Source organism: Candidatus Fukatsuia endosymbiont of Tuberolachnus salignus (genome assembly GCF_964030845.1).
In the GTDB taxonomy this organism is placed as follows: domain Bacteria; phylum Pseudomonadota; class Gammaproteobacteria; order Enterobacterales; family Enterobacteriaceae; genus Fukatsuia; species Fukatsuia symbiotica.
In genome coordinates, this window is the sequence record NZ_OZ034983.1 from 2,889,902 (window position 1) to 2,915,636 (window position 25,735).

Annotated in this window: 25 protein-coding genes; 17 read left to right on the plus strand and 8 right to left on the minus strand. The window is 44.0% G+C overall.

What is annotated here, in order from left to right; all coding sequences use genetic code 11:
• The first annotated feature begins 84 nt into the window (after positions 1 to 84).
• A complete protein-coding gene (locus AAHH42_RS13890) occupies positions 85 to 402 on the plus strand; it encodes a hypothetical protein (protein WP_162859991.1) in 318 nt (105 codons plus the stop codon).
• 74 nt (positions 403 to 476) lie between these two features.
• On the opposite strand, the gene sgrT is transcribed toward AAHH42_RS13890, so the two are convergent.
• Positions 477 to 644, minus strand: a complete 168-nt coding sequence (sgrT, locus tag AAHH42_RS13895) for a glucose uptake inhibitor SgrT (RefSeq protein WP_072550480.1) — start codon at positions 642 to 644, stop codon at positions 477 to 479.
• Positions 645 to 945: 301 nt separating this feature from the next.
• On the opposite strand from sgrT, the gene thiB reads away from it, so the two are divergent.
• The 4 genes from thiB (at position 946) to nadA (ending at position 5,420) form a co-directional block, all read left to right on the plus strand.
• Positions 946 to 1,941: a thiamine ABC transporter substrate binding subunit gene (gene thiB / locus AAHH42_RS13900; protein WP_162859992.1), complete on the plus strand. Its 996-nt coding sequence runs from the start codon at positions 946 to 948 to the stop codon at positions 1,939 to 1,941.
• On the plus strand, positions 1,917 to 3,524 hold the full coding sequence (thiP, locus tag AAHH42_RS13905; protein WP_342222082.1) for a thiamine/thiamine pyrophosphate ABC transporter permease ThiP: 1,608 nt from the start codon (positions 1,917 to 1,919) through the stop codon (positions 3,522 to 3,524). The genes thiB and thiP overlap by 25 nt, the downstream gene beginning before the upstream one ends.
• Complete coding sequence (thiQ, locus tag AAHH42_RS13910) at positions 3,511 to 4,224, plus strand: thiamine ABC transporter ATP-binding protein ThiQ (protein ID WP_072550482.1); 714 nt, start codon at positions 3,511 to 3,513, stop codon at positions 4,222 to 4,224. The genes thiP and thiQ overlap by 14 nt, the downstream gene beginning before the upstream one ends.
• 140 nt (positions 4,225 to 4,364) lie before the next feature.
• Positions 4,365 to 5,420, plus strand: coding sequence for a quinolinate synthase NadA (nadA, locus tag AAHH42_RS13915; RefSeq protein WP_072550483.1), 1,056 nt, complete (start codon positions 4,365 to 4,367; stop codon positions 5,418 to 5,420).
• Between the two features lie 58 nt (positions 5,421 to 5,478).
• On the opposite strand, the gene fre is transcribed toward nadA, so the two are convergent.
• Positions 5,479 to 6,180, minus strand: coding sequence for an NAD(P)H-flavin reductase (fre, locus tag AAHH42_RS13920; protein ID WP_072550484.1), 702 nt, complete (start codon positions 6,178 to 6,180; stop codon positions 5,479 to 5,481).
• Positions 6,181 to 6,196: 16 nt separating this feature from the next.
• Positions 6,197 to 7,687, minus strand: a complete 1,491-nt coding sequence (gene ubiD, locus AAHH42_RS13925; RefSeq protein ID WP_162860097.1) for a 4-hydroxy-3-polyprenylbenzoate decarboxylase — start codon at positions 7,685 to 7,687, stop codon at positions 6,197 to 6,199.
• A 640-nt stretch (positions 7,688 to 8,327) separates the two neighbouring features.
• Here ubiD and AAHH42_RS13930 point away from each other — a divergent pair.
• The 7 genes from AAHH42_RS13930 (at position 8,328) to smrB (ending at position 15,056) form a co-directional block, all read left to right on the plus strand.
• The gene (locus AAHH42_RS13930) at positions 8,328 to 8,459 is read left to right on the plus strand and encodes a hypothetical protein (RefSeq protein WP_275887682.1); all 132 of its coding nucleotides are present in this window, start codon (positions 8,328 to 8,330) and stop codon (positions 8,457 to 8,459) included.
• Between the two features lie 223 nt (positions 8,460 to 8,682).
• Positions 8,683 to 8,952, plus strand: a complete 270-nt coding sequence (gene rpsO / locus AAHH42_RS13935; protein WP_072550486.1) for a 30S ribosomal protein S15 — start codon at positions 8,683 to 8,685, stop codon at positions 8,950 to 8,952.
• Positions 8,953 to 9,052: 100 nt separating this feature from the next.
• Positions 9,053 to 11,218 (plus strand): polyribonucleotide nucleotidyltransferase, encoded by a 2,166-nt coding sequence (pnp, locus tag AAHH42_RS13940; RefSeq protein WP_072550487.1) that lies wholly within the window; start codon positions 9,053 to 9,055, stop codon positions 11,216 to 11,218.
• Between the two features lie 130 nt (positions 11,219 to 11,348).
• The gene (gene nlpI, locus AAHH42_RS13945) at positions 11,349 to 12,233 is read left to right on the plus strand and encodes a lipoprotein NlpI (RefSeq protein ID WP_342221391.1); all 885 of its coding nucleotides are present in this window, start codon (positions 11,349 to 11,351) and stop codon (positions 12,231 to 12,233) included.
• Between the two features lie 182 nt (positions 12,234 to 12,415).
• Positions 12,416 to 12,490 carry a protein YrbN gene (gene yrbN / locus AAHH42_RS14975; RefSeq protein WP_420836470.1) on the plus strand — a complete coding sequence of 25 codons (75 nt, stop codon included), beginning with the start codon at positions 12,416 to 12,418 and terminating at the stop codon, positions 12,488 to 12,490.
• Positions 12,480 to 14,369 (plus strand): DEAD/DEAH family ATP-dependent RNA helicase, encoded by a 1,890-nt coding sequence (locus tag AAHH42_RS13950; RefSeq protein ID WP_342221392.1) that lies wholly within the window; start codon positions 12,480 to 12,482, stop codon positions 14,367 to 14,369. Before yrbN ends, AAHH42_RS13950 begins: the two co-directional genes overlap by 11 nt.
• Before the next feature lie 156 nt (positions 14,370 to 14,525).
• Positions 14,526 to 15,056, plus strand: coding sequence for an endonuclease SmrB (smrB, locus tag AAHH42_RS13955; RefSeq protein ID WP_342221393.1), 531 nt, complete (start codon positions 14,526 to 14,528; stop codon positions 15,054 to 15,056).
• Between the two features lie 456 nt (positions 15,057 to 15,512).
• Here the strand turns inward: smrB and AAHH42_RS13960 are convergent, their stop codons facing one another.
• Positions 15,513 to 16,814 carry a cytosine permease gene (locus tag AAHH42_RS13960; RefSeq protein ID WP_072550491.1) on the minus strand — a complete coding sequence of 434 codons (1,302 nt, stop codon included), beginning with the start codon at positions 16,812 to 16,814 and terminating at the stop codon, positions 15,513 to 15,515.
• A 149-nt stretch (positions 16,815 to 16,963) separates the two neighbouring features.
• Here AAHH42_RS13960 and AAHH42_RS13965 point away from each other — a divergent pair, with 149 nt between their 5' ends.
• The 5 genes from AAHH42_RS13965 to lnt all read left to right on the plus strand — a co-directional run bounded on the left by AAHH42_RS13965 (position 16,964) and on the right by lnt (position 21,816).
• Complete coding sequence (locus AAHH42_RS13965) at positions 16,964 to 17,725, plus strand: LuxR C-terminal-related transcriptional regulator (RefSeq protein ID WP_342221394.1); 762 nt, start codon at positions 16,964 to 16,966, stop codon at positions 17,723 to 17,725.
• Between the two features lie 94 nt (positions 17,726 to 17,819).
• Positions 17,820 to 18,548: a LuxR family transcriptional regulator gene (locus AAHH42_RS13970; RefSeq protein ID WP_342221395.1), complete on the plus strand. Its 729-nt coding sequence runs from the start codon at positions 17,820 to 17,822 to the stop codon at positions 18,546 to 18,548.
• A 276-nt stretch (positions 18,549 to 18,824) separates the two neighbouring features.
• The gene (gene ybeY / locus AAHH42_RS13975) at positions 18,825 to 19,301 is read left to right on the plus strand and encodes an rRNA maturation RNase YbeY (protein ID WP_072550493.1); all 477 of its coding nucleotides are present in this window, start codon (positions 18,825 to 18,827) and stop codon (positions 19,299 to 19,301) included.
• 67 nt (positions 19,302 to 19,368) lie between these two features.
• Positions 19,369 to 20,247 (plus strand): CNNM family magnesium/cobalt transport protein CorC, encoded by an 879-nt coding sequence (corC, locus tag AAHH42_RS13980; RefSeq protein WP_072550494.1) that lies wholly within the window; start codon positions 19,369 to 19,371, stop codon positions 20,245 to 20,247.
• A 6-nt stretch (positions 20,248 to 20,253) separates the two neighbouring features.
• Positions 20,254 to 21,816, plus strand: coding sequence for an apolipoprotein N-acyltransferase (lnt, locus tag AAHH42_RS13985; protein ID WP_342221396.1), 1,563 nt, complete (start codon positions 20,254 to 20,256; stop codon positions 21,814 to 21,816).
• On the opposite strand, the gene epmA is transcribed toward lnt, so the two are convergent.
• The 4 genes from epmA to bamD all read right to left on the minus strand — a co-directional run bounded on the left by epmA (position 21,778) and on the right by bamD (position 25,701).
• Entirely contained in the window at positions 21,778 to 22,764 is a 987-nt protein-coding gene (epmA, locus tag AAHH42_RS13990) for an elongation factor P--(R)-beta-lysine ligase (protein ID WP_072550496.1), read from the minus strand. The two genes, lnt and epmA, sit on opposite strands and share 39 nt — an antisense overlap.
• Before the next feature lie 437 nt (positions 22,765 to 23,201).
• Positions 23,202 to 24,164, minus strand: a complete 963-nt coding sequence (gene tal, locus AAHH42_RS13995) for a transaldolase (RefSeq protein ID WP_342221397.1) — start codon at positions 24,162 to 24,164, stop codon at positions 23,202 to 23,204.
• A gap of 117 nt (positions 24,165 to 24,281) precedes the next feature.
• Entirely contained in the window at positions 24,282 to 24,599 is a 318-nt protein-coding gene (hspQ, locus tag AAHH42_RS14000) for a heat shock protein HspQ (RefSeq protein WP_342221398.1), read from the minus strand.
• A 346-nt stretch (positions 24,600 to 24,945) separates the two neighbouring features.
• Complete coding sequence (gene bamD, locus AAHH42_RS14005; protein ID WP_072550498.1) at positions 24,946 to 25,701, minus strand: outer membrane protein assembly factor BamD; 756 nt, start codon at positions 25,699 to 25,701, stop codon at positions 24,946 to 24,948.
• Positions 25,702 to 25,735 lie beyond the last annotated feature (34 nt).

The window sequence follows — 25,735 nt, forward strand, 5'->3', positions numbered from 1 at the left end:
CAATCACGTCCTAAGAGTTGCTTTTATAGACTCATAGAAACTTGTAACAATAGCTTTCAAAAACTGATACTGGGGGAGGAAAGAATGAAAAAAATAAAACCAAAAGCTGACCTCGCTCTAGCTGATTATGAAAAAAATTATCCTCCAAAAAATCAAAAACATAGTTTTGTCGTAAACATCGCAAGTATTCTCAACGAAAGCAGCGGCGTACCAGCCCCTCGGTCCTCATCAGCACCATTGATGCATAATCGTCTTGCCGAGACAAAAGAGGAGACACCACGGAAACCAGGTCGTCAGGCAGATCAGGAAAGTGACAATCAGGAGGGAGGCAAACTCGCTTCCCACCGACTAGGCAGCGTAAAGATGGGCAATTTTACTACAGGAGCCTTTTCCCCTACATAACCCTATCAGAATAGTGTTTCTCCGTAGAACACGGGTGGATTTGCTGCCTGCAAATCCACCGAATTGATCAGTAATCATCGCTTTTGGCTATACTTTGGGTTTGACAGTTGTGAAGCATTCCACTGAATTAATTGTGCTAAAGTTTGTAATCGCCACTGTGTTGACACCCAAGGTAACCAATCGGCATCCTGAATAGCAGAGAAATAACGCTGATAAAATTCTCTAGATAAGTAAGCTTGCATAATCTTTCCTCCACAACTTTTACAGCAAACGATTATAAGCATAGTATAGTGGGTAGATAATTCACACACTTTTACTGGATGTTTATTTGAAACCGAAACACTTACCATCCTTACATACTTTAACTGAGGCGACAAAACTCTCTGTGACTTGACTGCACGTAACAACCGATCATTTTTTCACAGTACTAACAGGCAATGCGCCGGCTAACTGATTTTTAAAAATTTCTATTATCAAGTACCCAACGATGTCAAATGCCTTTATGCTCAAGGAATCCGGTTCTTTATATCTAAGGAATATAAAGTGGTTAAACTATTTTTGCTCTCTACGCTGTTAGTTTTTACTGCTGTTTTTACAGTCGCAGCGGAGCAACCCGTTTTGACCGTCTATACCAATAGTGCTTTCACCAGCGATTGGGGGCCCGGGGCCGCCATCAAAAAAACTTTTGAGGCTGAGTGTGACTGTCAACTTAAATGGGTACCGTTGAATGATAGTGTTTCCTTGCTTAACCGCTTACGGATGGAAGGCAAAAACAGCCCTGCTGATGTCGTGTTGGGTTTAGATAATAATCTGTTGCAAACAGCACAACAAACAGGGTTGTTTGCTACCAGTCAAATTGATAGCAGCGTGCTGAATCTGCCAACACCTTGGAAGAATAAAACTTTTGTTCCTTATGACTATGGCTATTTCGCTTTTATCTATCACAAAGATAAAGTAAAAAATCCACCCAAAAGCCTACGACAACTGGTAGAAAGTACAACACCATGGACAGTGATTTATCAGGATCCGCGTACTAGTACACCAGGTTTAGGTTTATTACTTTGGATGCAAAAAGTTTATGGTGCACAGGCACCGCAGGCCTGGCAAAAATTAGCGCAAAAAACCGTCACCGTTACCCGCGGTTGGAACGAGGCATACGGCTTATTTCTAAAGGGTGAAGGCGATTTCGTGCTCAGCTACACCACTTCCCCTGCCTATCACAGTATCGAAGAAAAAAACGATCATTATGCCGCGGCTGACTTTGGCGAAGGCCATTATCTGCAAGTCGAGGTCGCTGCCCAGCTGGCCGCCAGTAAACACCCTAAACTGGCACAACGCTTTATGCACTTTATTCTCACCCCGGCTTTTCAACAGCATATTCCTACAGGTAATTGGATGTATCCAATGATAAAAATGGATTTGCCTACGGGTTTCAACCATCTGACCGTACCGAAAAAAGCATTACAATACGATGCCAAAGAAGTGGCGGAAAACCGTAATACATGGATCCAACTGTGGCAAAACGCTGTCAGCCGCTAATTTCTGGCTGGTTATGGCCGGGGCTATTAGCTTCAGGTCTGTTGATCAGCTTGGCACTGCTTATCTTTGCCGCCATCTGGCATCATGCCCCCGCCAGCGATTGGCAAAATATATGGCACGATAGCTATTTATGGCATGTGGTCCGTTTTACCTTTTGGCAAGCGTTGTTATCCACATTGATGGCCGTATTACCTGCTATTTTTCTAGCACGAGCGCTTTATCGACGGCGTTTTTTTGGGCGACAACTGTTTCTACGCCTCTGTGCTATGACATTAGTTCTTCCGACATTAGTGGCACTCTTTGGCATCTTAAGTGTCTACGGTCGTCAAGGTTGGTTAGCTCAGTTATGTGACAAACTGGGCATCGATTACTCTTTTTCACCTTACGGACTACCAGGCATTCTATTAGCGCACGTTTTTTTCAATTTACCCCTCGCCAGCCGATTACTCTTCCAATCGTTAGAGGCCATCCCCGTGGAGCAACGACAGCTTGCCGCTCAGCTGGGCATGAACCCTTGGCACTATTTCCGTTGGCTTGAATGGCCATATTTACGCCGCCAAATCTTGCCAAGTAGTGCACTGATTTTCATGCTATGTTTTGCCAGTTTCGCTACCGTACTTTCTCTTGGCGGCGGACCCCAAGCGACCACCATCGAATTGGCGATTTATCAAGCACTCAGTTACGACTACGATTTAAACCGGGCGGCGATACTCGCGTTGATTCAATTGGTCTGTTGTCTCGGCCTCGTATTATTGAGCCAACGATTAAATAACGTACTAGCGATCGGGCATAGCCATCATCAATACTGGCGTGATCCACAAGATCATGGATGGTGTCGTATCCTCGATAACTTGCTAATTATCTGCGCATCATTGCTGCTGTTACCGCCGTTACTGGCAGTCGTCATTGATGGTTGTAATCAGGCACTGATAACAGTGTTGCAACAAAGGGCGCTCTGGCAAGCCTTTATGACGTCATTAACGATTGCACTTGGCGCGGGGATACTCTGTATTATGCTAACCATGATGTTGTTATGGAGCAGCCGCGAGCTAAAATTACGCCAACAAGCTGCTTACGGACAGGCGCTTGAAATAAGTGGCATGATTATTTTAGCAATGCCGGGCATTGTACTGGCAACCGGTTTTTTTCTACTGTTGAATGAAAGCTCGGGATTACCATCATCACCCTACGGATTGGTGATCCTGACCAATGCATTGATGGCGCTACCTTATGCATTAAAAATACTGGATAACCCCATGCAAGATCTCGCCGAGCGCTACAATCGATTATGTTTATCATTGGATATTCATGGTTGGTGTCGCCTACGGCAGATAGAATGTCGAGCACTGAAACGCCCGTTAACGCAAACACTGGCTTTCACCTGTGTCTTGTCGATTGGAGATTTTGGCGTAGTCGCTTTATTTGGTAATGATGAGTTCCGCACTCTGCCTTTTTATCTCTATCAACAAATAGGGGCTTACCGCAGTCATGATGGCGCCGTTACCGCACTGTTATTACTATTACTCTGTTTATCACTGTTTACTTTGATAGAACGATTGCCGAGCCGCCATGATAACCCTTAAAAAAATTACCTATTTGTATGAACGCTTGCCGATAAAATTTGATTTGCAGGTTCAAAGTGGCGAACGCATTGCCATCTTGGGCCCTAGCGGTGCGGGTAAAAGCAGTTTGCTAAATTTGATCGCCGGATTTTTAACACCCACTGATGGTAATATATTATTGAATTATCAGGATCATAGTACGACTCCTGCCGCCAAACGACCCGTATCAATGCTGTTTCAAGAAAATAATCTGTTCTCCCATTTGACAGTAAAGGAAAATATCGCTTTAGGATTACATCCGGGGCTAAAACTCGATGCTAGGCAGCGTAAACAGTTAATACAAATCACCGAGCAAGTCGGGCTACAACACTGTGTTGATCGTTTACCCGCCGAGCTTTCCGGCGGTCAGCGTCAGCGAACAGCATTGGCGCGCTGTATGATACGTAGTCAACCAATCCTGTTGCTGGATGAACCCTTTTCAGCACTGGATCCGGCGTTACGTAGCGAGATGTTACAATTATTGCAGCAAATCTGCGACCGTCGTCAACTGACATTGTTGATGGTATCGCATAATCTGGACGATGCTGCTCGTATTGCCGAACGTACTTTGCTCGTTGTCGACGGTAGCATTTATTACGATGGCAGCACACAAGCATTACTCGAAGGTACTGCACCCGAAGCAAAAATACTTGGCATCAACAAGACAGTAGGCGTGGTATAATTCGGCGACTTTTAGCAAGATATTGGTTACTTTGTCCAGGGTGACAACCTATTCGAAACCGTCATAGGCGACGCTCAGGTAAAGAAAAAGCAAGCCGTCTACTCTCGGTTATGGTGACCTTAGTAACAGAGATGTGAATCATGAAACAAACTTTTGATGTAAATACAACCGGCTATCCATTCCCAGCAAAACCTGCTCCGCTCGATACGAATGAGCAGAGGTTTTATGGTGAAAAAATCAAAAAATTGTTGAAACAACAAGATGCGGTGTTGGTCGCTCACTATTATACCGATCCTGAGATCCAGGCACTGGTAGAAGAGACCGGTGGTTGCATAGCGGATTCATTGGAGATGGCACGTTTTGGCAATCGCCACCCGGCATCCACCTTGCTGGTCGTGGGAGTGCGTTTTATGGGGGAAACTGCCAAAATTCTCAATCCAGAAAAACGCGTTTTTATGCCAACATTGAACGCGGAATGTTCTTTAGATCTGGGTTGTCCTGCTGATGAGTTTACTGCATTTTGTGATAGTCATCCTGATCGTACCGTGGTGGTTTATGCCAATACTTCCGCAGCTGTCAAAGCAAGAGCGGATTGGGTCGTCACCTCAAGTATCGCGTTAGAATTAGTCGAGTATCTGGATGGTTTGGGAGAAAAGATCCTCTGGGCACCCGATCGTCATTTGGGTCACTACGTACAAAAGAAAAGCGGTGCCGACATATTATCCTGGCAGGCTACCTGCATCGTGCATGATGAATTTAAAACTCAAGCCCTGATACAGATGAAAGCGCTTTATCCCGATGCTGCTATATTGGTTCATCCTGAATCTCCTGCTGCGGTAGTCGATATGGCTGACGCAGTGGGATCAACCAGTCAATTGATTGAAGCCGCCAAGAGATTAACGCAAAAAAAACTGATCGTGGCTACCGATCGGGGTATTTTTTACAAAATGCAACAGGCCTGCCCTGATAAAGAATTATTTGCAGCGCCGACGGCCGGCGAAGGAGCCACATGCAAAACCTGCGCACACTGCCCTTGGATGGCAATGAACGACTTTAGAGCAATAGCTGAGGGATTAGAGCAAGGCGGCTTGATGCATGAAATCCATATCGATGAAAAATTGCGCCAGCAGGCGTTGCTACCGCTGAACCGCATGTTAGATTTCGCCAAACGGCTAAAATTATCCTCCAATAGATAAACTTCTTGCAAAACCATCGTTCGTTATACGAAACCAAAGCGCCTGGAGCGCATTTGGGCTAAATAAAGGCAAAAGCATCACTATAAATGTGGGATCCTTGTGCAGCGCGTTCCGTACAAAACCGCTCACGCGCGATTTTAGCCATTTCGAAACGACCAGCAATGTAAATATCCTGTTCTGCTAACGAGCAGTAATCCTGCAACACCACACTCAGTACGGTACCGGTTCTACCCTGCCAACTTTCGGTTGATTGTTCGACTACCGGAACTACATGCAATTGTGGATATTCGATCATCAGTGTTCTCAGCTCATGCAAATCATAAAGATCCTTGGCTACACGTCCCCCCCAATAAAGGGATATTTCACGATTCGGTTGTTCATCCAATGCCGCCAGTAAGATAGAACGAGTATACGAAAAACCTGTGCCGCCAGCTATCAATAACAAAGGGCGCTGGCGGTTTTCACGGAACCAGGCATCACCATGAGGTATATCAATGTCGAGTGTTTTATTTTTTAGGATCCTGTCCATCACAGCCATCGCGTATAAATTCAGTTCCGAAGCGCCAATATGGAGCTCAAGATATTTCTGCTGAGAGGGTATCGATGCCATTGAAAACGGACGTTTATCACGTTCATCCATGATAACCATCAGATATTGACCAGCACGAAACGAAAACGGCGCAGCAGGAACCAATTGCACCCGATACACCGTTTCAGTAATGCTCTCCACAGAGGCAACCTTACAGCTCAAAATTGTCATGCATTCTTTCTCTATATCAGCGCTTAGGCGACAAGTTTAATATAGCTAGCTCATCCCAAATTTCATCGATATAAGCGCAAACCTTTTGATCCATTTTAATCGGACGCCCCCATTCACGTGGAGTTTCTACCTTCCATTTATTAGTCGCATCGATCCCCATTTTCGATCCCAATCCAGACACCGGAGAAGCAAAATCCAAATAATCGATCGGAGTATTTTTTATCAACAGCGTATCACGCACCGGATCCACACGGGTCGTCATTGCCCAAATAACATCATTCCAGTCGCGAGCATTGATATCATCATCACAAACAATAATAAATTTAGTGTACATAAATTGGCGTAAAAATGACCAGACTCCCATCATTACTTGCCTGGCGTGACCGGCATATTGCTTCTTTATCGTCACCACGGCGATACGATAGGAGCACCCTTCTGGTGGCAGATAAAAATCAACAATTTCTGGAAACTGTTTTTGTAAAATAGGAACGAACACCTCATTTAATGCCACCCCCAGCACCGCCGGTTCATCAGGTGGTCGACCGGTATACGTTGAGTGATAAATCGCATTTTGTCGTTGCGTTATGTGGGTAACAGTAAAAACAGGAAACTTATCTACTTCATTATAGTATCCAGTATGGTCGCCGTAGGGACCTTCTGGCGCCATTTCGCCTTGCTCAATATAGCCTTCCAGCACTATTTCAGCACTAGCAGGAACCTCAAGATCGTTAGAAAGACATTGGGCAACTTCCGTTCTCTGACCACGTAGCAAACCAGCGAACGCATATTCGGATAAGGTATCCGGCACCGGGGTGACCGCTGCAAGAATGGTCGCAGGATCCGCACCCAAAGCAACCGCCACCGAAAAATGTTTACCGGGATTTTTTTCGCACCATTGTTGATAATCCAAGGCACCACCACGATGGGGTAACCAACGCATAATCAATTTATTTTTTGCCAGCAGCTGTTGACGATAAATACCCAAATTTTGCCGTGTCTTTTTGGGATCCGCACCTCGGGTAATGGTTAACCCCCACGATACCAGCGGTGCTACATCGTCCGGCCAACAGTGCATGATCGGAATACGGTACAAATCAACATCATTTCCCTGCCAGATTTGCTCCTGACAAGGTGCTTTAGCGATACGTTTGGTGGGCATATTGAGCACTTGCGTAAATTTTGGCAAATCATTAAGCCAAGCACGGAAATTTTTTGGTGGTTCCGGTTCTCTTAAGAAAGCTAATAATTCGCCTACATTACGTAAAGCGCTCACATCTTCCTGCCCCATACCCAACGCCACTCGTTTGGCAGAACCAAACAGGTTACACAACACTGGTATCTTGTAGCCGGTAGGATTTTCAAACAACAACGCAGGCCCGCCGGCACGCAAAGTGCGATCGGCAATCTCAGTCATTTCCAGATAGGGATTAATCGGCTGATGGATACGTTTAAGTTCCCCCTCCCGTTCAAGCAATTTAATAAATTCACGTAAATCTTTGTATTTCATACTTATTATTTTAATCTTCCCAAGGTAAGCCATTTTGACTTCCTCACCGCCCTAAAGGGCGAGGATCCCTACTGTATTCAGACCGAAGTCTGACTCACTTCGATGGGTTTTTGTTTCATCGAGCAATCCCGCATGCCCTGCGGTACTGATTGCCGTCATAGCTATGCCAAAGCTGCCGCTGTCAGCCACGGCATTTTAACACATGTTAGTTGGAAAACCGCACTTATATCCCCGTCCTGAAGAACCATAGGTATCTACACATTTTCAAACTGGCCCAGGGCTCTTGCCACCATCCGGGTCAGTTCTTCGCCAGCACACACGCCATACTCGCTATCAGTAACCTACGCAGCACTACATCCGCATTTGCACTGAAGCCAGGCCTTCACGTTATGCCCTGCACCTTTTATATGGGTCTGCGAGGCAGATGTGCCGTCTTTCGGCGTTGAGTGACAAACCGTACTGTCTATCAACGTCTAAGCTAGAGGGGCAACCATCAAGCCGGAGGCGGCATCAACCAGCAGGCTACTTTGTCGTTCATACCCTACATCCCTGCCGTGACTCATCTGCAGGCGGTTCTGCTTTTTATGATGCGATTGGAACTGTAAATGTGACCCGTCATGAATCTCACGAGGGCGTATGAATGTGGGCTGGAAGCAATGCCCTCACGGGCGAGCGTCATGACCGAAGCGTTGAGTTGGCTGAAGGTAATACGGTCATTGTTGAAAAATCGCCAGACAGCCTGAGTGGGGGCTGTGTAGATACCTATGCCTGAAGAACTAAAGGGGAGGGGATTTAGGGCACGCTGGATAAACTTTCTCGTTAGTCGTAGCTGTCTTTATTATTAATGCCTTGCAAAATAGCGTTAGTTTCGAGGTTTATTAATAAACGGTTATCTTGCGATCCCTAATACCAAGGAGTAGAATGGCGCAGTTTTGTCCTAGGTTGCTGAATTAGAGATCGGCACCTGTCTTAATTTCATTACCTGGAGTGACATAATGTCTCTAAATGCTGAAACAAAAGCTAATATTGTTGTTGAGTTCGGTCGTAATGCTAACGACACCGGTTCCAGTGAAGTTCAGGTCGCGCTTTTGACTGCTCAAATTAATCATTTGCAAGGTCATTTTACCGAACACAAAAAAGATCACCATAGCCGTCGTGGCTTGCTGCGTATGGTGGCCAGGCGCCGTAAGCTTTTAGACTACCTAAAACGCACAAAGGTAGAGTCTTATTCTACTTTGATTGAAAGTTTAGGTTTACGTCGCTAGTTGACCTGATTTCGTAAAAAAGGGGGCCAATTTTAGGCCCCTTTTCTTCTGACGATCGCCTCACGATCAAACACCCTCGTTAAGTAATAAGGATGCTATTTTGCTAAACCCGACTATCCGTAAGTTCCAATACGGCCAACATACTGTGACCATTGAAACCGGTATGATGGCGCGCCAGGCAACGGCAGCCGTAATGGTCAGCGTCGATGATACCGCAGTATTTGTCACCGTTGTCGGTCAAAAAAAAGCCAAGCCAGATCAAAATTTCTTCCCGCTAACAGTTAATTATCAAGAACGAGCTTATGCCGCCGGGCGTATCCCAGGCAGTTTCTTCCGCCGTGAAGGTCGCCCGAGTGAGGGTGAAACCTTAATTTCACGTCTTATTGACCGCCCGATTCGTCCGTTATTTCCAAAAGGCTTTCTTAACGAAGTCCAGGTTATTGCGACTGTTGTGTCGGTAAATCCAGAAATTAATCCGGACACCGTCGCAATGATAGGAGCGTCTGCCGCTCTTTGCCTTTCAGGGATCCCATTTAATGGCCCCATAGGTGCAGCGCGTGTTGGTTTTATTGACAATCAATATGTACTTAACCCGACGACGACAGAATTAAAAACCAGTCGTCTCGATTTGGTCGTTGCCGGCACTGCTGACGCAGTATTGATGGTTGAGTCAGAAGCCGATATCTTAAGCGAAGATCACATGCTAGGTGCCGTAGTTTTTGGTCATCAGCAACAACAAATTGTCATTGAAAACATCAACGCTCTGGTTGCAGACGCCGGCAAAACCAAATGGGAATGGCAACCAGAAGAAGCTGACCGGGAATTATACGAATTCGTTGAGGGGTTAGTCACCAAATCTCTTGGAGATGCTTACTGCATTATCGAAAAACAAGAACGTTATGCTGAAGTCGATGCCATCAAAGCTAAAATCATTGACGAACTATTAGAGAAAGATGAAACCTTGAATGTATCGGAAATTCAAGACATTTTGGGCAGCATTGAAAAAAAACTGGTTCGTGATCGTGTATTAACAGGTAAACCACGTATTGATGGCCGTGAAAAAGATATGATACGTAGCTTGGATGTACGTACTGGTGTTTTGCCCCGTACTCACGGGTCTGCGCTCTTTACCCGTGGTGAAACTCAGGCGCTGGTTACGGCTACCCTAGGCACCGCCCGTGATGCGCAAAGTATCGATGAGCTTATGGGGGAGCGTACTGATACATTCCTGCTACATTATAATTTCCCTCCCTACTGTGTCGGTGAAACCGGAATGGTGGGATCACCCAAACGCCGTGAAATCGGTCATGGTCGTTTGGCGAAGCGTGGCATGTTAGCCGTGATGCCAGATCAAAAGGTCTTCCCTTATACTATACGTGTCGTTGCAGAAATCACCGAATCTAATGGTTCCTCTTCGATGGCCTCTGTTTGTGGCGCTTCTTTGGCGTTGATGGATGCCGGTGTACCGATCAAAGCGGCTGTCGCTGGGATTGCTATGGGCTTAGTCAAAGAGGGTGAAAATTTTGTTGTCCTGTCGGATATCCTTGGAGATGAAGATCATCTCGGTGATATGGACTTTAAAGTAGCCGGTAGCAGTGAAGGGATCACAGCACTGCAAATGGACATTAAAATTGAAGGTATCACCCGTGAAATCATGCAAAAAGCACTGAATCAAGCAAAAGGAGCACGTTTACATATTCTAGGGGTAATGGAAAAAGCAATTAGTACCTCTCGTAGTGATATTTCAGAATTTGCACCTCGTATTCATACCATTAAGATCAATCCTGATAAAATCAGGGAAGTTATTGGTAAAGGAGGTTCAGTGATCCGTTTATTAACTGAAGAAACCCGCACCACTATTGAGATTGAAGATGACGGCACCATCAAGATTGCAGCAACGGACAACGAAAAAGCAAAATATGCTATCCGCCGTATCAACGAAATTACCACCGAACTTGAGATTGGATGTATCTATTCAGGTAAAGTCACCCGTATCGTTGATTTTGGTGCTTTTGTTGCCATTGGGAGCGGTAAAGAAGGCCTGGTTCACATTTCTCAAATCACTGATAAACGTGTAGATAAAGTGACTGATCATCTGCAAATGGGGCAAGAAGTATCGGTTAAAGTGATGGAAATTGATCGTCAAGGCCGTGTACGTCTTAGCATCAAAGAAGCCCTCAGTACCCCTAATGGTACTGTCTCCAATCCAGAAAACCTGAGCTCGAATTCGGATATAGAAACAGACAATGCCCCTAAAGCAGAATAAAACCTGACGCAAAGTAAATAGCGTTTTACCCTAGACCTCTGGTGCTCAACCGTAACGAATTGGAGAAAGTTCTTATCGAAGCAAAAAGATGAAGGATATTTGTGCCATGTCTATCTTCGGGAGTTGAAAAATGAAATTTCTCTTACGCTGGTGTTATTTCACAGTAGCGATCATATTGGTAGGATGTAGCGACCGTGATTGGCGTAAAGACGAAATTTTAGCCACCCCAATCCAAGCTACATTGCAGCAGGAAGTCGTTTTAGCTCGAATGGAACAAATCCTCATCAGCCGAACATTAACAGATGATGAACGCGCACAGCTTTTATATGAACGCGGAGTACTGTATGATAGCCTCGGGCTACGAGCATTAGCGCAAAATGATTTTTCGCAAGCGTTGGCTCTTCGTCCTGATATGCCAGAGGTTTTTAACTATCTGGGCATTTATTTGACACAGGCAGGCAACTTTGATGCTGCTTATGAAGCGTTTGATTCTGTGTTAGAGCTTGATCCAACTTACAATTACGCACGTTTAAATCGGGGTATTTCGCTGTATTACGGTGGTCGTTTTCTGTTAGCGCTGAAAGATTTGCAAGCGTTTTATGAAGACAATCCAAATGATCCCTTCCGTTTGTTGTGGCTGTATCTGGTAGAAAGTGAAATCGATACCAAAGCAGCCAGGGTGGCGTTGCAACAGCGTTATGAAAAATCGGATAGAGGGCAATGGGGATGGAATATTATCGAGTTTTACCTTAGCAAAATCAGCGAAAAAACCTTGCTGAAAGAGCTTAAGGAAGATGCGATAGATAACACTTCTCTCGCTGAACACCTCAGTGAAACTAACTTCTATTTAGGTAAATATTACCTGAATCAGGGAGATAAGAGCACCGCTTCCGCGTTGTTTAAACTGACGGTAGCTAACAATATCCATAATTTTGTTGAGCACCGCTATACATTGTTGGAGTTGGCACTTTTGAGCCAAGAGCAAGACGATCTGTCGGAATCGTACCAACAATAGACCTCTTTCAAAACCTTGGTGAGTGAGGCATTGTCGGAGGTTTCGAAAGAGGTCTACTAACTGACAAGCAACTATTATCCTGATATATCTTGGTTTTTATCAATGAAAATCATCTTGACAAAGGGTGGTTTTGTTGTTTGTTTTATAATCTAAATCGAGCCAGTTAACACTTTTCAATGAAAATGACAGAAAATTTCTTCGACGAGTTATGTAGACTGGCCGCCATTGTTAATGAGGCATTTGTACATGACTACTGAGTTTGAAACCTCTTTTACTGCTTTGGGGCTGTCTGCTCCTATTCTTACTGCTCTCACTGATTTGGGATATGAAAAACCCTCTCCAATCCAGCTGCAGTGTATCCCACAGCTATTAAACGGCCGCGATGTTCTCGGCATGGCACAGACGGGTAGTGGTAAAACCGCGGCCTTCGGGTTGCCCCTATTGCATAATATTAAAGCGGATCTCAAATCTCCACAAGTACTGGTTCTAGCACCAACACGTGAGTTAGCCATTCAGGTTGCTGAAGCATTGACCGATTTTTCTAAACATATTAAAGGCGTTAATGTCGTCGCACTCTATGGTGGTCAACGTTACGATATTCAATTACGTGCTCTGCGCCAAAAACCACAAGTTGTCGTTGGCACCCCAGGCCGCCTGCTAGATCACCTAAAACGTGGTAATCTTGACCTGTCTAGCTTGAGTGGATTAGTGCTGGATGAAGCCGATGAAATGCTACGCATGGGTTTTATCGAAGACGTAGAAACCATCATGGCGCAGATCCCGGCGGAGCATCAAACAGCCCTGTTCTCTGCCACTATGCCAGATGCCATTCGTCGTATTACTCGCCGCTTTATGAAAGAACCACAAGAAGTCCGTATTCAATCAAGCATGACGACTCGCCCCGACATTAGCCAAAGCCATTGGATGGTTTACGGTGGTGTACGTAAAAATGAAGCACTAGTACGTTTTCTGGAATCTGAAGATTTTGATGCAGCCATCATTTTTGTGCGCACAAAAAATGCAACACTGGAAGTCGCTGAAGCTTTGGAACGTAGTGGCTACAACAGCGCAGCCTTGAACGGTGATATGAATCAGGCACTACGTGAGCAGACGTTAGAGCGTTTGAAAGACGGTCGCCTGGATATTTTGATCGCCACTGATGTCGCGGCTCGTGGCTTAGATGTCGAACGTATCAGTTTAGTCATTAACTACGATATCCCAATGGATGCAGAATCTTATGTTCACCGTATTGGTCGTACCGGTCGTGCCGGTCGTGCAGGTCGTGCTTTACTGTTCGTTGAGCACCGTGAGCGCCGTCTGCTGAGCAATATTAAACGTACAACAGATTCGACCATTACTGAAGTTGAACTACCCAACGCGAAATTGCTCAGTGAACGCCGTTTAGCTAAATTTTCCGCTAAAGTAGGCCAACAACTGGAAAGCCGTGATTTGGATGAGTATCGCGCACTGCTAGCCAAATTGCAGCCGGAAGAGAGCTTTGATATAGAGACGCTGGCAGCAGCATTGTTGAAAATGGCACAGGGTGAGCGGCCGCTTATTCTACCGCCTGAAGCACCGCGTCCGCGCCATGAAGCACACCATCGTGATCACAGTAGGGAACGCCGTCGTGATAATCGAGAAGGTGGCGACCGCCCAGCACGACGTGAGCGTCGCGATATCGGCGATATGGAATTATATCGTATTGAAGTGGGTCGTGATGATGGTGTTGAAGTGCGTCATATCGTTGGTGCTATCGCTAACGAAGGTGATATCAGTAGCCGTTATATCGGTAACATTAAATTGTTTCCCGCATATTCAACCATCGAACTGCCAAAAGCAATGCCAAAGGATATCTTGTCACATTTCACTCGCACCCGCATTTTGAATAAACCTATGAATATGCAACTGTTAGGTGACGTACAGCCGCGGGAGCGCGAACGCAATGAGCGTCGTGGTGGTGGTCGCCCATTTGGTGCTGAAAATGCTGCTCCGCATCGTTCTTACGGTGGTGAGCGTCGTGAAAATAACGGCCGGCGTGGTCATAATAACGGTCGTGATACGCTACGTTTCACGCCTCGTGGTGGCGATGCGGCAGTTTCTGCGGCACCAGTACGGCCTCGCTTTGCTGATGTATAATGATTAGATTAACTTAAATAATAATAAAAACTGGCCTCCGGGCTAGTTTTTATTAATTTATTAAGATCCGTTCACCGGGGTATCAACAAAAAGAACATCATCAGATGGAGGTATGAGATAGATGATTCACAACAAATAAGTGGAACAACGGACAAGATGAAGAAAAAATATCAGCTGAGTGATGAGGAACAACAGCTCTTTAAAACATCGATAGTGGGAACTAAAAAGCTGAAGCAAGATACGTTCATACATCATTACCAGCCTCGAAAACAACAGCAAAAGCAGCCTATTCACCTGTTACAACAACAGATTGCCACCCACTATTATTTCTCTGATGAATACCAACCACAACTGGATAACGAAGGCCCCACCCGCTACATCCGCCAGGACACTGCACATTTTGAAATCAAAAAACTTCGTCGTGGGGACTATTCACCAGATATATTTCTCGATCTACATGGCTTAACCCAAAGGCAGGCCAAACAAGAGCTGGCAGCCATGATTATGGTTTGCAAACACGAACACATACATTGTGCCAGTGTGATGCACGGCCACGGCAAACATATTTTAAAACAGCAAATACCACTATGGTTAGCTCAACACCCAGACGTACTGGCATTTCATCAAGCACCTAAAAAGTGGGGGGGAAGCGCCGCGCTACTGGTATTGATAGCCTCAGAAGAATAGGTGCCCCACTCAATGTGTCGTCCGATTTTTGATAAATCACTTGCGCAACTATATCGCTAAAAGTGGACAATAGGCACCATTTCTCAGAGCCTGTTCCAAATCCTCTTGCGCGACGCTGATACTTCGCCAAAAACGAGCATTTTGAGCTCGTTTTTGACGAAGTATCAGCGAGCACAAAAGACTTCGAACAGGTTTTTAGGCATCATTCGGTGGCTTATGAAGCGTATGTCCGTTTAATCACAGCGCTATCATAGAAAGGTGAATGAGCAACTCATCAGCACTCACACAAATAGTGTGCCAGTTATTACAAAAAAATAATAACACTATGATTATTTTGATAAACTCGTTTTCATCACTGATATAACTTAGTTTATTCAATAAAAAATGTACAACAAAACGCCATTTATGTCTCTATTTGACGACATAAAATAAATGAAAAATTTAAGTTATTTAAAATCAATACATTAAGCGTCTCTTTTTTGAGACAAGGGAGCCTACACAGCAGGTAATCCAATAGGCGAAACTGGCAATAATGATGGAATTGAAAGACGGGATCCCAAATTCAATGTGTAAACCTCCTATCACGCCTAGATTACAAGCAAAAAGAGCATGCCAACCAATTAACTGTGTTGATTCTGGCAACGTTTGGCTCTGACGTGTGGCATCAAGCATATGACGACTGGAACGTAAAACGTAATAATCAACTAACATGACACCCGCTATCGGAGGAAACACCACACCCAGCAAGATAAGAAAAGAGGTAAACTTATCTAAAATTCCTATCATTGACAGCACAGTACCCACACTCCCCAACACCACCGTCAACCATGTACGATTCCACTTATAGCGAGTGATGCCTTCCATAACATTTGCCAAGGCAAGTGATGAAGAATACAAGCAAACATCGTTAATCTTGATGGTAGCAAGAATAACAGTAAGCAACCCTAGCCACCCTGATGTATGTGTCATTATCGTTACCACATCTTCCGTATTGAGCGCATGTGCTATCAATATGGCGATGCTATTGACGAGAAATTCACCGATAAGGATACAAATTATCGTCATCCAAAGTACATGCCTACTGTTTTGGCAATAGCGGCTAATATCTGGCGTCATCAAGGCTCCGACAATGTAACCACCGGCAACAATGGTTGCACCCGCACCAATGGTCATCTTCGCACTAGTAGGCACAAAAGCCATCAACTCGGCAATGCTATGCCCTGCCAGAAGCTTGACTGAAATCCATCCAATCGCCAGGAAAAAAAGTGGAACCGCCAGTTTTGCCGTCCAACTTAATGCTTTAAATCCAAAAGCAACCAGTATGGTAAATCCAATTCCTGAGATCCCAGCCGACCAGACAAAACCTATGTCCCATGCATGATCCAAACTCTTCGCAAGCACTGCGTTCAATATGCCAAACCAACCTGTCAGGCTAACCGCGATCCCTACGCCAATAATAATCGACCCGACACGACCAAAACCGCACCAACGAGCCAACAAGCTGGTTGATAGTCCCTCCCGCGCTCCGGCCACACCAAGCCCTAAGCTAATGAATTCAAGGATTAAACTCCCAAGAAAAGTAGCTAGCATGGCCTCACCAAACGTCATTGAATGCCCTAGGGTGGCACCTAACATAAATTGAGCCAAGGTCGTTATCGCTCCTACACGAACTAACGTGACACTGAGAAGACTTGTCCTAGCACTCAAGGGAACACGGCTCAGGGAATAATCATCAGCAATCAGTGTATTCTTGTTCATCTTTGATATCCTTATAATATTTTAAAATGAGCGTCAAAAAGCTAAACAATTCGCCTATATCTATAAATGAGAGAGACGGTTACTCTTACTATAATAGGATCCCAGGCCTATCTTAGAATATATTGATGAAATTTTTTATAGGTGGTCATATGCCCAATAATATCCGCTCAATATATCTCCCCGACGAAGTCCCGCCACAATTCGTCTCACTGTGGCAAACCAGTGATGAAGTCTGGGGCTTCAAAGACCATAATTGCCGTTATGTGTATGCTAATGCTCCTTTTTTTGATCTATTAAATCTGGATCCCGAATTTAATATTACAGGTTTGCTCGACAGTGATTTGTTCGATAGCAAATCGAAAAAGACTTCTTTTGCCAAATTTGCACTGGAATTCCGCAAACAAGAGAAGCTGGCCAAGAAAACCGAGAAGAGAGTTTGTTCTATCGAGACCTATTGTTTTGGTAGAGAAAAAAAAATACAGTCTTACCTATTTGACAAATTTCCATTGTGGAACAGTGAAAAAAAATACATTGGTATCATGTTTCATGGCAGAAAAATGGATTTTCTTACATGTTGTCAATATTTTGATCGAACATTACCTATTACGCTGTTGTCTGAAAAACCAGATGATTTTTTCACGGACCAAGAATTTGATGTAATATTTTATTTACTTCAAGGCAACAACAATAAGGTTATAGCGCAAAAATTATCCACGTCTGAACAAGAAATCGCTGATTATCGGCAAGCCATTTACCAAAAAGCGAATGTTGATTCGCTAGATGATTTGGAGGAATTTTGCAAGAAAAATAATTATAACCGTTACGTCCCACAAAGATTTTTCAAACCCTGTTCTATAATAATACCCTTAACTGCATGGAACTTAGGTGAGACAAAACGTAAAACTGCTTAAAAAAAATACAGAATATTTTCTGATAGCCTTGCAATATTTGTACAAATAAAGTACTTTTTACGTCTGGAAGTAACGCCTCAAAAGGGGATTAATTATGACAACTGACGCTCATCATAGAGAAAATGAGAATAGAGAAGAAAAAAATGTGGACTCTTCTCAAGGAATCTCCGTAAAGTCTTTTGGTTCGCTCGTGTCGTTTATGGAATACAATGAAGAGTCGTGGGGGATAAAAGATCTCGAATCGCGTTTTATGTACGCAAATAGAGCCACCATTGAGCTTAGCAAATTGCCCGCTGGTTTTGATGTTGAAGGGCGATTGGATAATGAGTGTCCTACTGCTTGGGGGGACTTTGCTCCGGAGCTACAAAAGCAAGATAGAGATGTAGAACAGAAGAAAAAGCGCAGAGCAATGATTCAAACCAATTTGTGGGGTCAGGAACATACTCTTTGCGAAAAATTTCCTTTTTTCAAAGGAAAAAAATGTATCGGCACAGTTTACCATGTAACAAAGTTCAACTTTGTCTCTTTGTATGAATTATTTGACAAGAAAATACCGCCTATACTGGTCACAGAACCCCCTACGGGACTGTTCACTGACAAAGAACTTGAGGTGATATTTTTTATGTTAAAACCGGATATGACCGCTAAAAAAGCAGCACGAAAGCTGTGCCTTTCTGATCGAACAGTAGAAAATAGACTGCAGGCGATATATGGAAAGTCCAAAGTAAATTCATTAAGCTCACTGAGAGAATTTTGTCTGTGTGAGGGTTTCGGCCAACATATCCCAGAAAGGTTCATATCTCCTGGTTGCACATTCCTTTAAATTAACGTTAAATGTTTACCAAATGAAGCTAAAAGGGTGGCGTCATTTTAGCTTCGGGTTTCCTGCGCGGTAATCTTTGCCAGTTTGATCGTTCATGTAAACACTCAGGCGGCTATCAGTTCGCAAGTATCAACAACTACAACGAATTTATTGCCCACCTCTTCTAATCGATTTAACCCCCCAACGCTAACAACATACTATCGGTGTTTAAGACAAAGGTGATGCTTTTCCGTAGTATATAGAACCCTAAAGATCACCTTGACAACAGGAAGTTCGATGAACCAACAAGTTATTCTAGATTTACAAATTGCCTGTGTTGACAAACAAAATTTACCCTCTGAAGCTGCATTTCAATCTTGGTTAGACGCCGTGCTTCCACAGTTTCAGACAGTATCCGAGGTGACGATTAGACTGGTGGATGACGCCGAAAGTCATCACCTAAATTTGACTTACCGTGGTAAAGATAAAGCGACCAATGTGCTATCTTTCCCCTTTGAAGCGCCGGCAAAAATTGCATTGCCATTACTGGGTGATTTGGTCATTTGTCGGCAACTTGTTGAACAAGAAGCAACACAACAGAATAAAATGCTATTGGCTCATTGGGCACATATGGTTGTGCATGGTACCCTGCATCTGCTAGGGTATGACCACGTCACTGATGACGAAGCAGAAGAAATGGAAATTCTCGAAACTGAAATCATGCAAACTTTGGGTTATACCGATCCTTATCTTGCGGAGAAAAATCCCGAATAACCGAGTTAGCTGTGCAAATCCGGCTAACAATAAATTACTTAACATAGGTAATCTTAATTAAAACGCCATGAGCGACGACCATCCATTAAGCAACGATAACCCTATTCCTAAGAAAGGATTCTTGACTCTTATCCTGAGCCATTTGTTCCACAATGAACCTAAAAATCGTGACGATCTGCTAGAACTTATCCGTGACTCCGAACAAAAAGACCTGATCGATCCCGATACTCGTGACATGCTCGAAGGCGTGATGAATATCGCCGACCAACGTCTACGGGATATCATGATCCCTCGTTCTCAGATGGTCACGCTAAAGCTTAATCAAACGTTGGATGAATGCTTACAAGTCATTACTGAATCAGCCCATTCCCGTTTTCCGGTAATAAGTGAAGATAAAGATCACGTTGAAGGTTTGCTCCTGGCAAAGGATTTGCTGCCTTTTATGCGTACTGACGCCGAGCCTTTCAGTATTAGCAAAGTATTACGTAATGTCGTAGTCGTACCAGAAAGCAAACATGTTGATCGCATGTTGAAAGAGTTCCGTTTACAACGTTACCACATGGCTATCGTGATTGATGAATTTGGGGGTGTTTCTGGCCTAGTGACCATTGAAGATATTTTAGAACTGATCGTTGGTGAGATTGAAGATGAATATGATGATGAAGTCGATCAAAATATTCGTCAGATCGGCCATGACAGCTACAGCGTCTCAGCACTAACCGATATTGAAGATTTCAATCAGGTTTTTGGTACCCATTTTAGTGACGATGAAGTCGATACCATTGGTGGTTTCGTGCTGCAAGCCTTTGGTCATTTACCAACTCCAGGTGAATCCATTGAAATTGACGGCCATTTATTCAAAATATCAACAGTCGATAGCAGGCGTATTATCCAAATTAATCTTAAAATTCCAAACGACGCAGCACCCCCGAAGTTGGAAAAATAAATTCTAATGGCCATCACCTTATTACTTGAACGCCAGTGGATACGGGCGCTACTGGCATTGTTGTTCGGGATTTGTGGTACGCTTGCATTCTCCCCATTCGATTTTTGGCCTGCCGCTATTGTTTCTTTATTTGGTTTACTCAGCCTAACACTCAATCGCCGTAGCGCACCGGCCGCGATGATCGGATTTTTTTGGGGAATGGGACTTTTTGGCAGCGGCATTAATTGGGTTTATGTCAGTATTGCCGAATTTGGCGGAATGCCAATGGCAACAAATATTTTTCTAGTGGTGCTGCTGGCAGCCTATCTCTCTCTGTATCCCCTATTATTTGCCGGTCTATTGGCACGTCTGTATCCTCAAGCGACCTGGTGGCGATTAGCAATGGGAGCACCGGTATTATGGCAAATCACAGAATTTTTACGGGGATGGGTATTAACCGGATTCCCATGGCTGCAATTTGGTTACAGCCAGATAAACGGCTCGCTACAGGGAATTGCACCAATTTTAGGTGTTGATGGCATCACTTTTATGCTAGTCGCTATCAGTGGTTTACTGGTATATGCATGTCAGAAAAGATGTATTACGGCTGCCATTATCGCTTTAGCGCTCTTGCTGTTACCTTGGCCTTTACGCCAGTTATCCTGGTTCACACCACAACCAGAGCGAACAGTCAACATCGTTATGGTACAAGGTAATATTGCCCAATCAATGAAATGGGATCCAAAGACCTTAGCTAATATTCTACAAATCTATCTGGATCAAACTCGCCCTTACGTAGGTAAAGCGCCTATTATTATCTGGCCAGAAACCGCTATTCCCGATATTGAAACCGATCAACTCTCCTTCCTGTCGATGATGGATCGGCTAATGCGTGCTAATCACAGTAGTCTTATCAGTGGTATTGTCGATGCTCGCCATACAAAAACTGGCGACCATTTCTTTAACAATATCATTGTACTAGGAGGAAAAGAACATTATCAGTACCCAACAACTCAACGCTATAGTAAACATCATTTGGTGCCTTTCGGCGAATTCGTGCCACTAGCAAGTTTACTGCGTCCGCTGGCACCCTTCTTTGACCTGCCCATGTCTTCTTTTAGCCGCGGCAATTACCGACAACCACCGCTTAACGTAGCCGGTTTCAATTTAACTATGGCTATTTGCTATGAAATCGTCCTAGGTCAGCAGATTAGAAATAATATCCGCCCAAATACTGATTTTCTATTAACCGTCTCCAATGACGCCTGGTTTAGGCACTCCATTGGACCCCAGCAACACTTTCAAATGGCACGTATGCGAGCTTTGGAAACAGGGCGCCCGTTGCTACGCAGCACCAATAATGGCATTACAGCTGCAGTTGGAGCCAACGGCAAAGTACTAGAGGAGATCCCTCAGTTCACTCGCCAAGTATTAGAGGTTAAAATAGCACCCACCTTTGGCACGACTCCCTACGTTCGTTTCGGTTCCTGGCCATTATGGATTATCACTCTGATCCTCGGAGTAAGTACATTATGGTGTAGCATGCAAAGATCACGCTCTTTCGACCGTAAAAGCCATGACTTCACTTAATTTTGTTGCTTTTAGTGCTAGCATCACCAGGCGATCAACACCCAGAGCTACGCCAGAACAGGCGGGTAAACCATATTGTAAAGCGGCAATAAAATTTTCATCGATCAAAGATTCTGTTAAACTTCGAGCAACCCGACGACGATTATCTTGCTCAAAACGCTGCCGTTGCTCAGTAAAATTCGTTAATTCGTGAAAACCATTGGCCAATTCTATTCCTTTGAAATAAAACTCAAAACGTTCTGCAATCCGACAGTCCTTATCATTGATCTTTGCCAGTGCAGCCTGTGACGCCGGATAATGATATATAACGACCGGTTTATCGCGCCCGATGAGTGGTTCGATTCCTTCAACAAATAAAAACTGGAGCAGAGTATCAGGGTCTTCTTCTTTATCTGCATCGTTTAGATTCAACTTAGCCGCCGCTTCACGGAGCTGTTGTATATTGGCAACAAGTGGATCAATGGCCAAATAGTCTAGAAAAACCTGCTGATAAGATAATTTCTCAGCAACATCACAGTCCAGGATCCGCTGTAACAGCTCATCAACCTCATTGATTAACTGCATCATATCGTAATCTAAGCGATACCACTCTAACATGGTAAATTCTGGATTATGGAGACGTCCCGATTCTTCATTGCGGAAGCTGCGCCCTAGTTGATAGATCGAGCCACTACCTGCCGCCAGCAGACGTTTCATATGGTACTCTGGACTGGTCATCATATATAACGTCCGCCCGACAGCCACACCTGAACTAATCAATTGAGTTTGAAAAGAAAAAAGATGAACATCTGTAACACTCGCCTGGCTCATAGCGGGCGTTTCAACTTCTAGTACATGTCGATCAGCAAAAAACCGCCGTATCTCTGTCAAGATTACCGCACGCTTCCGCAAATTTTCGATAGGCGCACTCGGCCGCCAGCTTACTATTTGGTTTTTGTTTACGTTCATAGTGATTCCTGATTAGCAAGGAAGCTAAGCCATGCTAATCGGTCATTTCGGTGGAGCCAGTACTGAAGCCATTTTTTGATATGGAAAGATAATTCCCTCATTGGGATTAAAATAATTTAAAATCAATGAGTTATTTATTTTAAGCATAATTATTGGAGACCTAGCTTAGATTCCTTGCTAATCAGGTAGTGATTTATAGTCGGGAAAGATCACATAAGTTGTTAAAACCTGTTCGAAATCTCTTGTGCTCGCCGTGTTTTAGTCAAATAACTCGCCAAAAACGAGCTCAAATGCTCATTTACTCCCTTTTTGTTGCATACAAAAAATAAACTGTGCTTTTCCGCCCATTTTTTCTTCGTCTAAGCGTCGCTCAAGAAAATTTGAAACAAGCTCTTAGAACAGATCCTGGATTGCGGCGCTGCTGAAAGATTATCTTATCAGTAGGCTTTCAGAAGATCAGAAATCATTTGCTCTAGTTTACCCTGATCTTCTGCAAATTTAACAATACCCTCTGCCAATTTATTAAGCGCCATTGTGTCTTGATTGTGCTGCCAATAGAATTCAGCTTCGGTTAGTGGCACAGGTTCCGGTTGCTTTTCACCGCCATACACCAATTTACGTTCTAAAGCACCAGTGCTATCAGCAAGCTCCTGTAATAGTCCTGGTGCAATGGTCAGACGATCACAACCCGCCAGTCCGATAATTTCATCTATATTACGGAAGCTCGCTCCCATCACCACAGTAGTATAACCATGTTGTTTGTAATACTGATAAATTTTCGTGACAGAAATCACACCAGGATCATTATCCGGCGCAAATTCTTTTTGATCACCATGCGCTTTATGCCAGTCCAAAATACGACCAACAAAAGGCGAGATCAGGTAAACACCCGCCTCAGCACAAGCGCGCGCCTGCGCAAACGAAAACAGGAGCGTCAAGTTACAGTTTATGCCTACTTCTTCCAATTGTTCCGCAGCACGGATACCCTGCCAAGTAGCAGCGAGTTTGATTAAAATACGGTCGTTACTAATACCCGCTTCGTTATAAAGCTCAATCAGTCGTTTTGCTCTCATTACACTGGCTTGTGTATCATAAGAGAGGCGTACATCCACCTCAGTAGAAATACGACCGGGGATCAGCTGCAAAATTTCCAAACCAATATTTACTGCCAGCTTATCGACAACATCAATAAGTTGCTGACAGTGATCGCGACTGTTACGACGCGCCCAAACGATAGCCTTATCGATAAGTTTACGGTATTCAGGGAGCTGAGCCGCATTCAAGATCAGAGAAGGGTTAGTAGTTGCATCCTGTGGTGTGTAGCGCTTTATCGCCGCAATATCCCCAGTATCAGCAACGACAGTTGTCAATTGACGCAGGGAAGTCAGTTTATCGCTCATTTTGTCATTTCTCATTAAGCAACTGCTACCTCTGCCCTAAAAAATAGAATCTGAAGAACAGAAAGCGCAGAACGCCAAAAAGCCGACTCACATTAGTCGGCTTTTCATAGAAAATAGTCAGTTGCGTAAACGAGGAGCTTGCAACTGACCACGGATAGACGCTGCTAATTCATCCAACGAAGGCTGTTCAGGGTGTGCCTCTGATGCTTCATAAGCTAGCTGAATTTCTGCCAGATAGGTATGAATAGGATGCCCATCGTCATCTTCCATCACTATATGATACCAAGGAGATAAGCGTAAATTATCATTACTCGCTAAATCATCGGGTTGCGGTTGTTCGAGTGAATATTCAGGATCGATATCAATCACCACCCCTAAGTAGTCAAGTAGTTTATGGCGAACTTGCTGACCAATACCAAATTTGCTAGCGATCATGATAACCTCTGGAAAATATTGAGTTGCTACATATATAAGGGCAACGCAGGATATTTCAAGTTATATTATCCAACAAGAAAATACTTTCAGTTAACACCCATTCCGCCCTAAAACCTATTTGAAATCGTCATGCTAGGCTCCCACATCCAGCCTAGAACCTGCCCATTTGCTTGGTTCCTTACTTATACCGAGTATGCCATTTCAATCCTTTATCCTTACCCTTGCTGCTACATTGCCGGTAGTCACCTTGAAGCATTCTAGCATATCTATGATATTTAAGCGTTAAACAGCCAAAACTTTGCTTTACTACTCAATAAATTTAATTTTTTATCTAATTATCAATAAACTAGAAATTTTCCGTCAAGACGCTTTCCGTAGGATTAGCAGAAATCAAGTGAGCAACTTTATCGGCTTGTTCATTTAATTGCAGCTGTCTATAGGCATTTTCCATCAGAGGCAAAGCATGACGGGTTGCCTGTGTATCAGGATAATCCTGTAACATTTGTTCTATGCGATTAACAACAGCGACATAAGCCCCCCGCCTAGTGTAGTATTGCGCGACTGCTAATTCATGCTTCGCCAAACGATTTACTATGTATAGTAGCCGTTTTTGACCATCCGGCGCATATTGACTGTGCGGATAGTTCCGTAGTAACTGATTGAAATCGCGGAATGCGGCTAGTGCATATATTGGATCACGATCTGAACGGTCAATCCCGAAAAGACCTTGTAACACACTGTCATCCAGTGCCATATCAGTCAAACCACGCATATACAAGATATAATCACTATTAGGATGTGTGGGGTTAAGACGTATAAAGCGATCGATAAAAGCTTGCGCCATCGACAGATCAGCAGATTTGTAATAAGCGTAAATTAAATCAAAGTGTACCTGTTGAGAATAGGGGCCAAAAGGATAGCGACTATCTAATGCTTCTAGTTGCGTAATAGCTCCTCCAAAGTTACCGTTTTGCAATTTTTTTTGAGCATCAGCATAAAGCTCAGCAGGCGGTTTTTCAGGAACCCTGTCTTTGTTGCTGGAACACCCCATAAGCAGCAAGCTCAGTGTGGCGACTGCCACCAGATATGTCATACGCATCATTACGTTTTGATTATCCTCAAAGTGTTATTATCAG

Coding starts and splice junctions, on each gene's coding strand:
- AAHH42_RS13890 (WP_162859991.1), top strand. CDS start 85: ATGAAAAAAATAAAACCAAAAGCTGACCTCGCTCTAGCTGATTATGAA.
- sgrT (WP_072550480.1), bottom strand. CDS start 644: ATGCAAGCTTACTTATCTAGAGAATTTTATCAGCGTTATTTCTCTGCT.
- thiQ (WP_072550482.1), top strand. CDS start 3,511: ATGATAACCCTTAAAAAAATTACCTATTTGTATGAACGCTTGCCGATA.
- nadA (WP_072550483.1), top strand. CDS start 4,365: ATGAAACAAACTTTTGATGTAAATACAACCGGCTATCCATTCCCAGCA.
- fre (WP_072550484.1), bottom strand. CDS start 6,180: ATGACAATTTTGAGCTGTAAGGTTGCCTCTGTGGAGAGCATTACTGAA.
- ubiD (WP_162860097.1), bottom strand. CDS start 7,687: ATGAAATACAAAGATTTACGTGAATTTATTAAATTGCTTGAACGGGAG.
- AAHH42_RS13930 (WP_275887682.1), top strand. CDS start 8,328: ATGTGGGCTGGAAGCAATGCCCTCACGGGCGAGCGTCATGACCGAAGC.
- rpsO (WP_072550486.1), top strand. CDS start 8,683: ATGTCTCTAAATGCTGAAACAAAAGCTAATATTGTTGTTGAGTTCGGT.
- nlpI (WP_342221391.1), top strand. CDS start 11,349: ATGAAATTTCTCTTACGCTGGTGTTATTTCACAGTAGCGATCATATTG.
- AAHH42_RS13950 (WP_342221392.1), top strand. CDS start 12,480: ATGACTACTGAGTTTGAAACCTCTTTTACTGCTTTGGGGCTGTCTGCT.
- smrB (WP_342221393.1), top strand. CDS start 14,526: ATGAAGAAAAAATATCAGCTGAGTGATGAGGAACAACAGCTCTTTAAA.
- AAHH42_RS13960 (WP_072550491.1), bottom strand. CDS start 16,814: ATGAACAAGAATACACTGATTGCTGATGATTATTCCCTGAGCCGTGTT.
- AAHH42_RS13965 (WP_342221394.1), top strand. CDS start 16,964: ATGCCCAATAATATCCGCTCAATATATCTCCCCGACGAAGTCCCGCCA.
- AAHH42_RS13970 (WP_342221395.1), top strand. CDS start 17,820: ATGACAACTGACGCTCATCATAGAGAAAATGAGAATAGAGAAGAAAAA.
- ybeY (WP_072550493.1), top strand. CDS start 18,825: ATGAACCAACAAGTTATTCTAGATTTACAAATTGCCTGTGTTGACAAA.
- corC (WP_072550494.1), top strand. CDS start 19,369: ATGAGCGACGACCATCCATTAAGCAACGATAACCCTATTCCTAAGAAA.
- lnt (WP_342221396.1), top strand. CDS start 20,254: ATGGCCATCACCTTATTACTTGAACGCCAGTGGATACGGGCGCTACTG.
- epmA (WP_072550496.1), bottom strand. CDS start 22,764: ATGAACGTAAACAAAAACCAAATAGTAAGCTGGCGGCCGAGTGCGCCT.
- tal (WP_342221397.1), bottom strand. CDS start 24,164: ATGAGCGATAAACTGACTTCCCTGCGTCAATTGACAACTGTCGTTGCT.
- hspQ (WP_342221398.1), bottom strand. CDS start 24,599: ATGATCGCTAGCAAATTTGGTATTGGTCAGCAAGTTCGCCATAAACTA.
- bamD (WP_072550498.1), bottom strand. CDS start 25,701: ATGATGCGTATGACATATCTGGTGGCAGTCGCCACACTGAGCTTGCTG.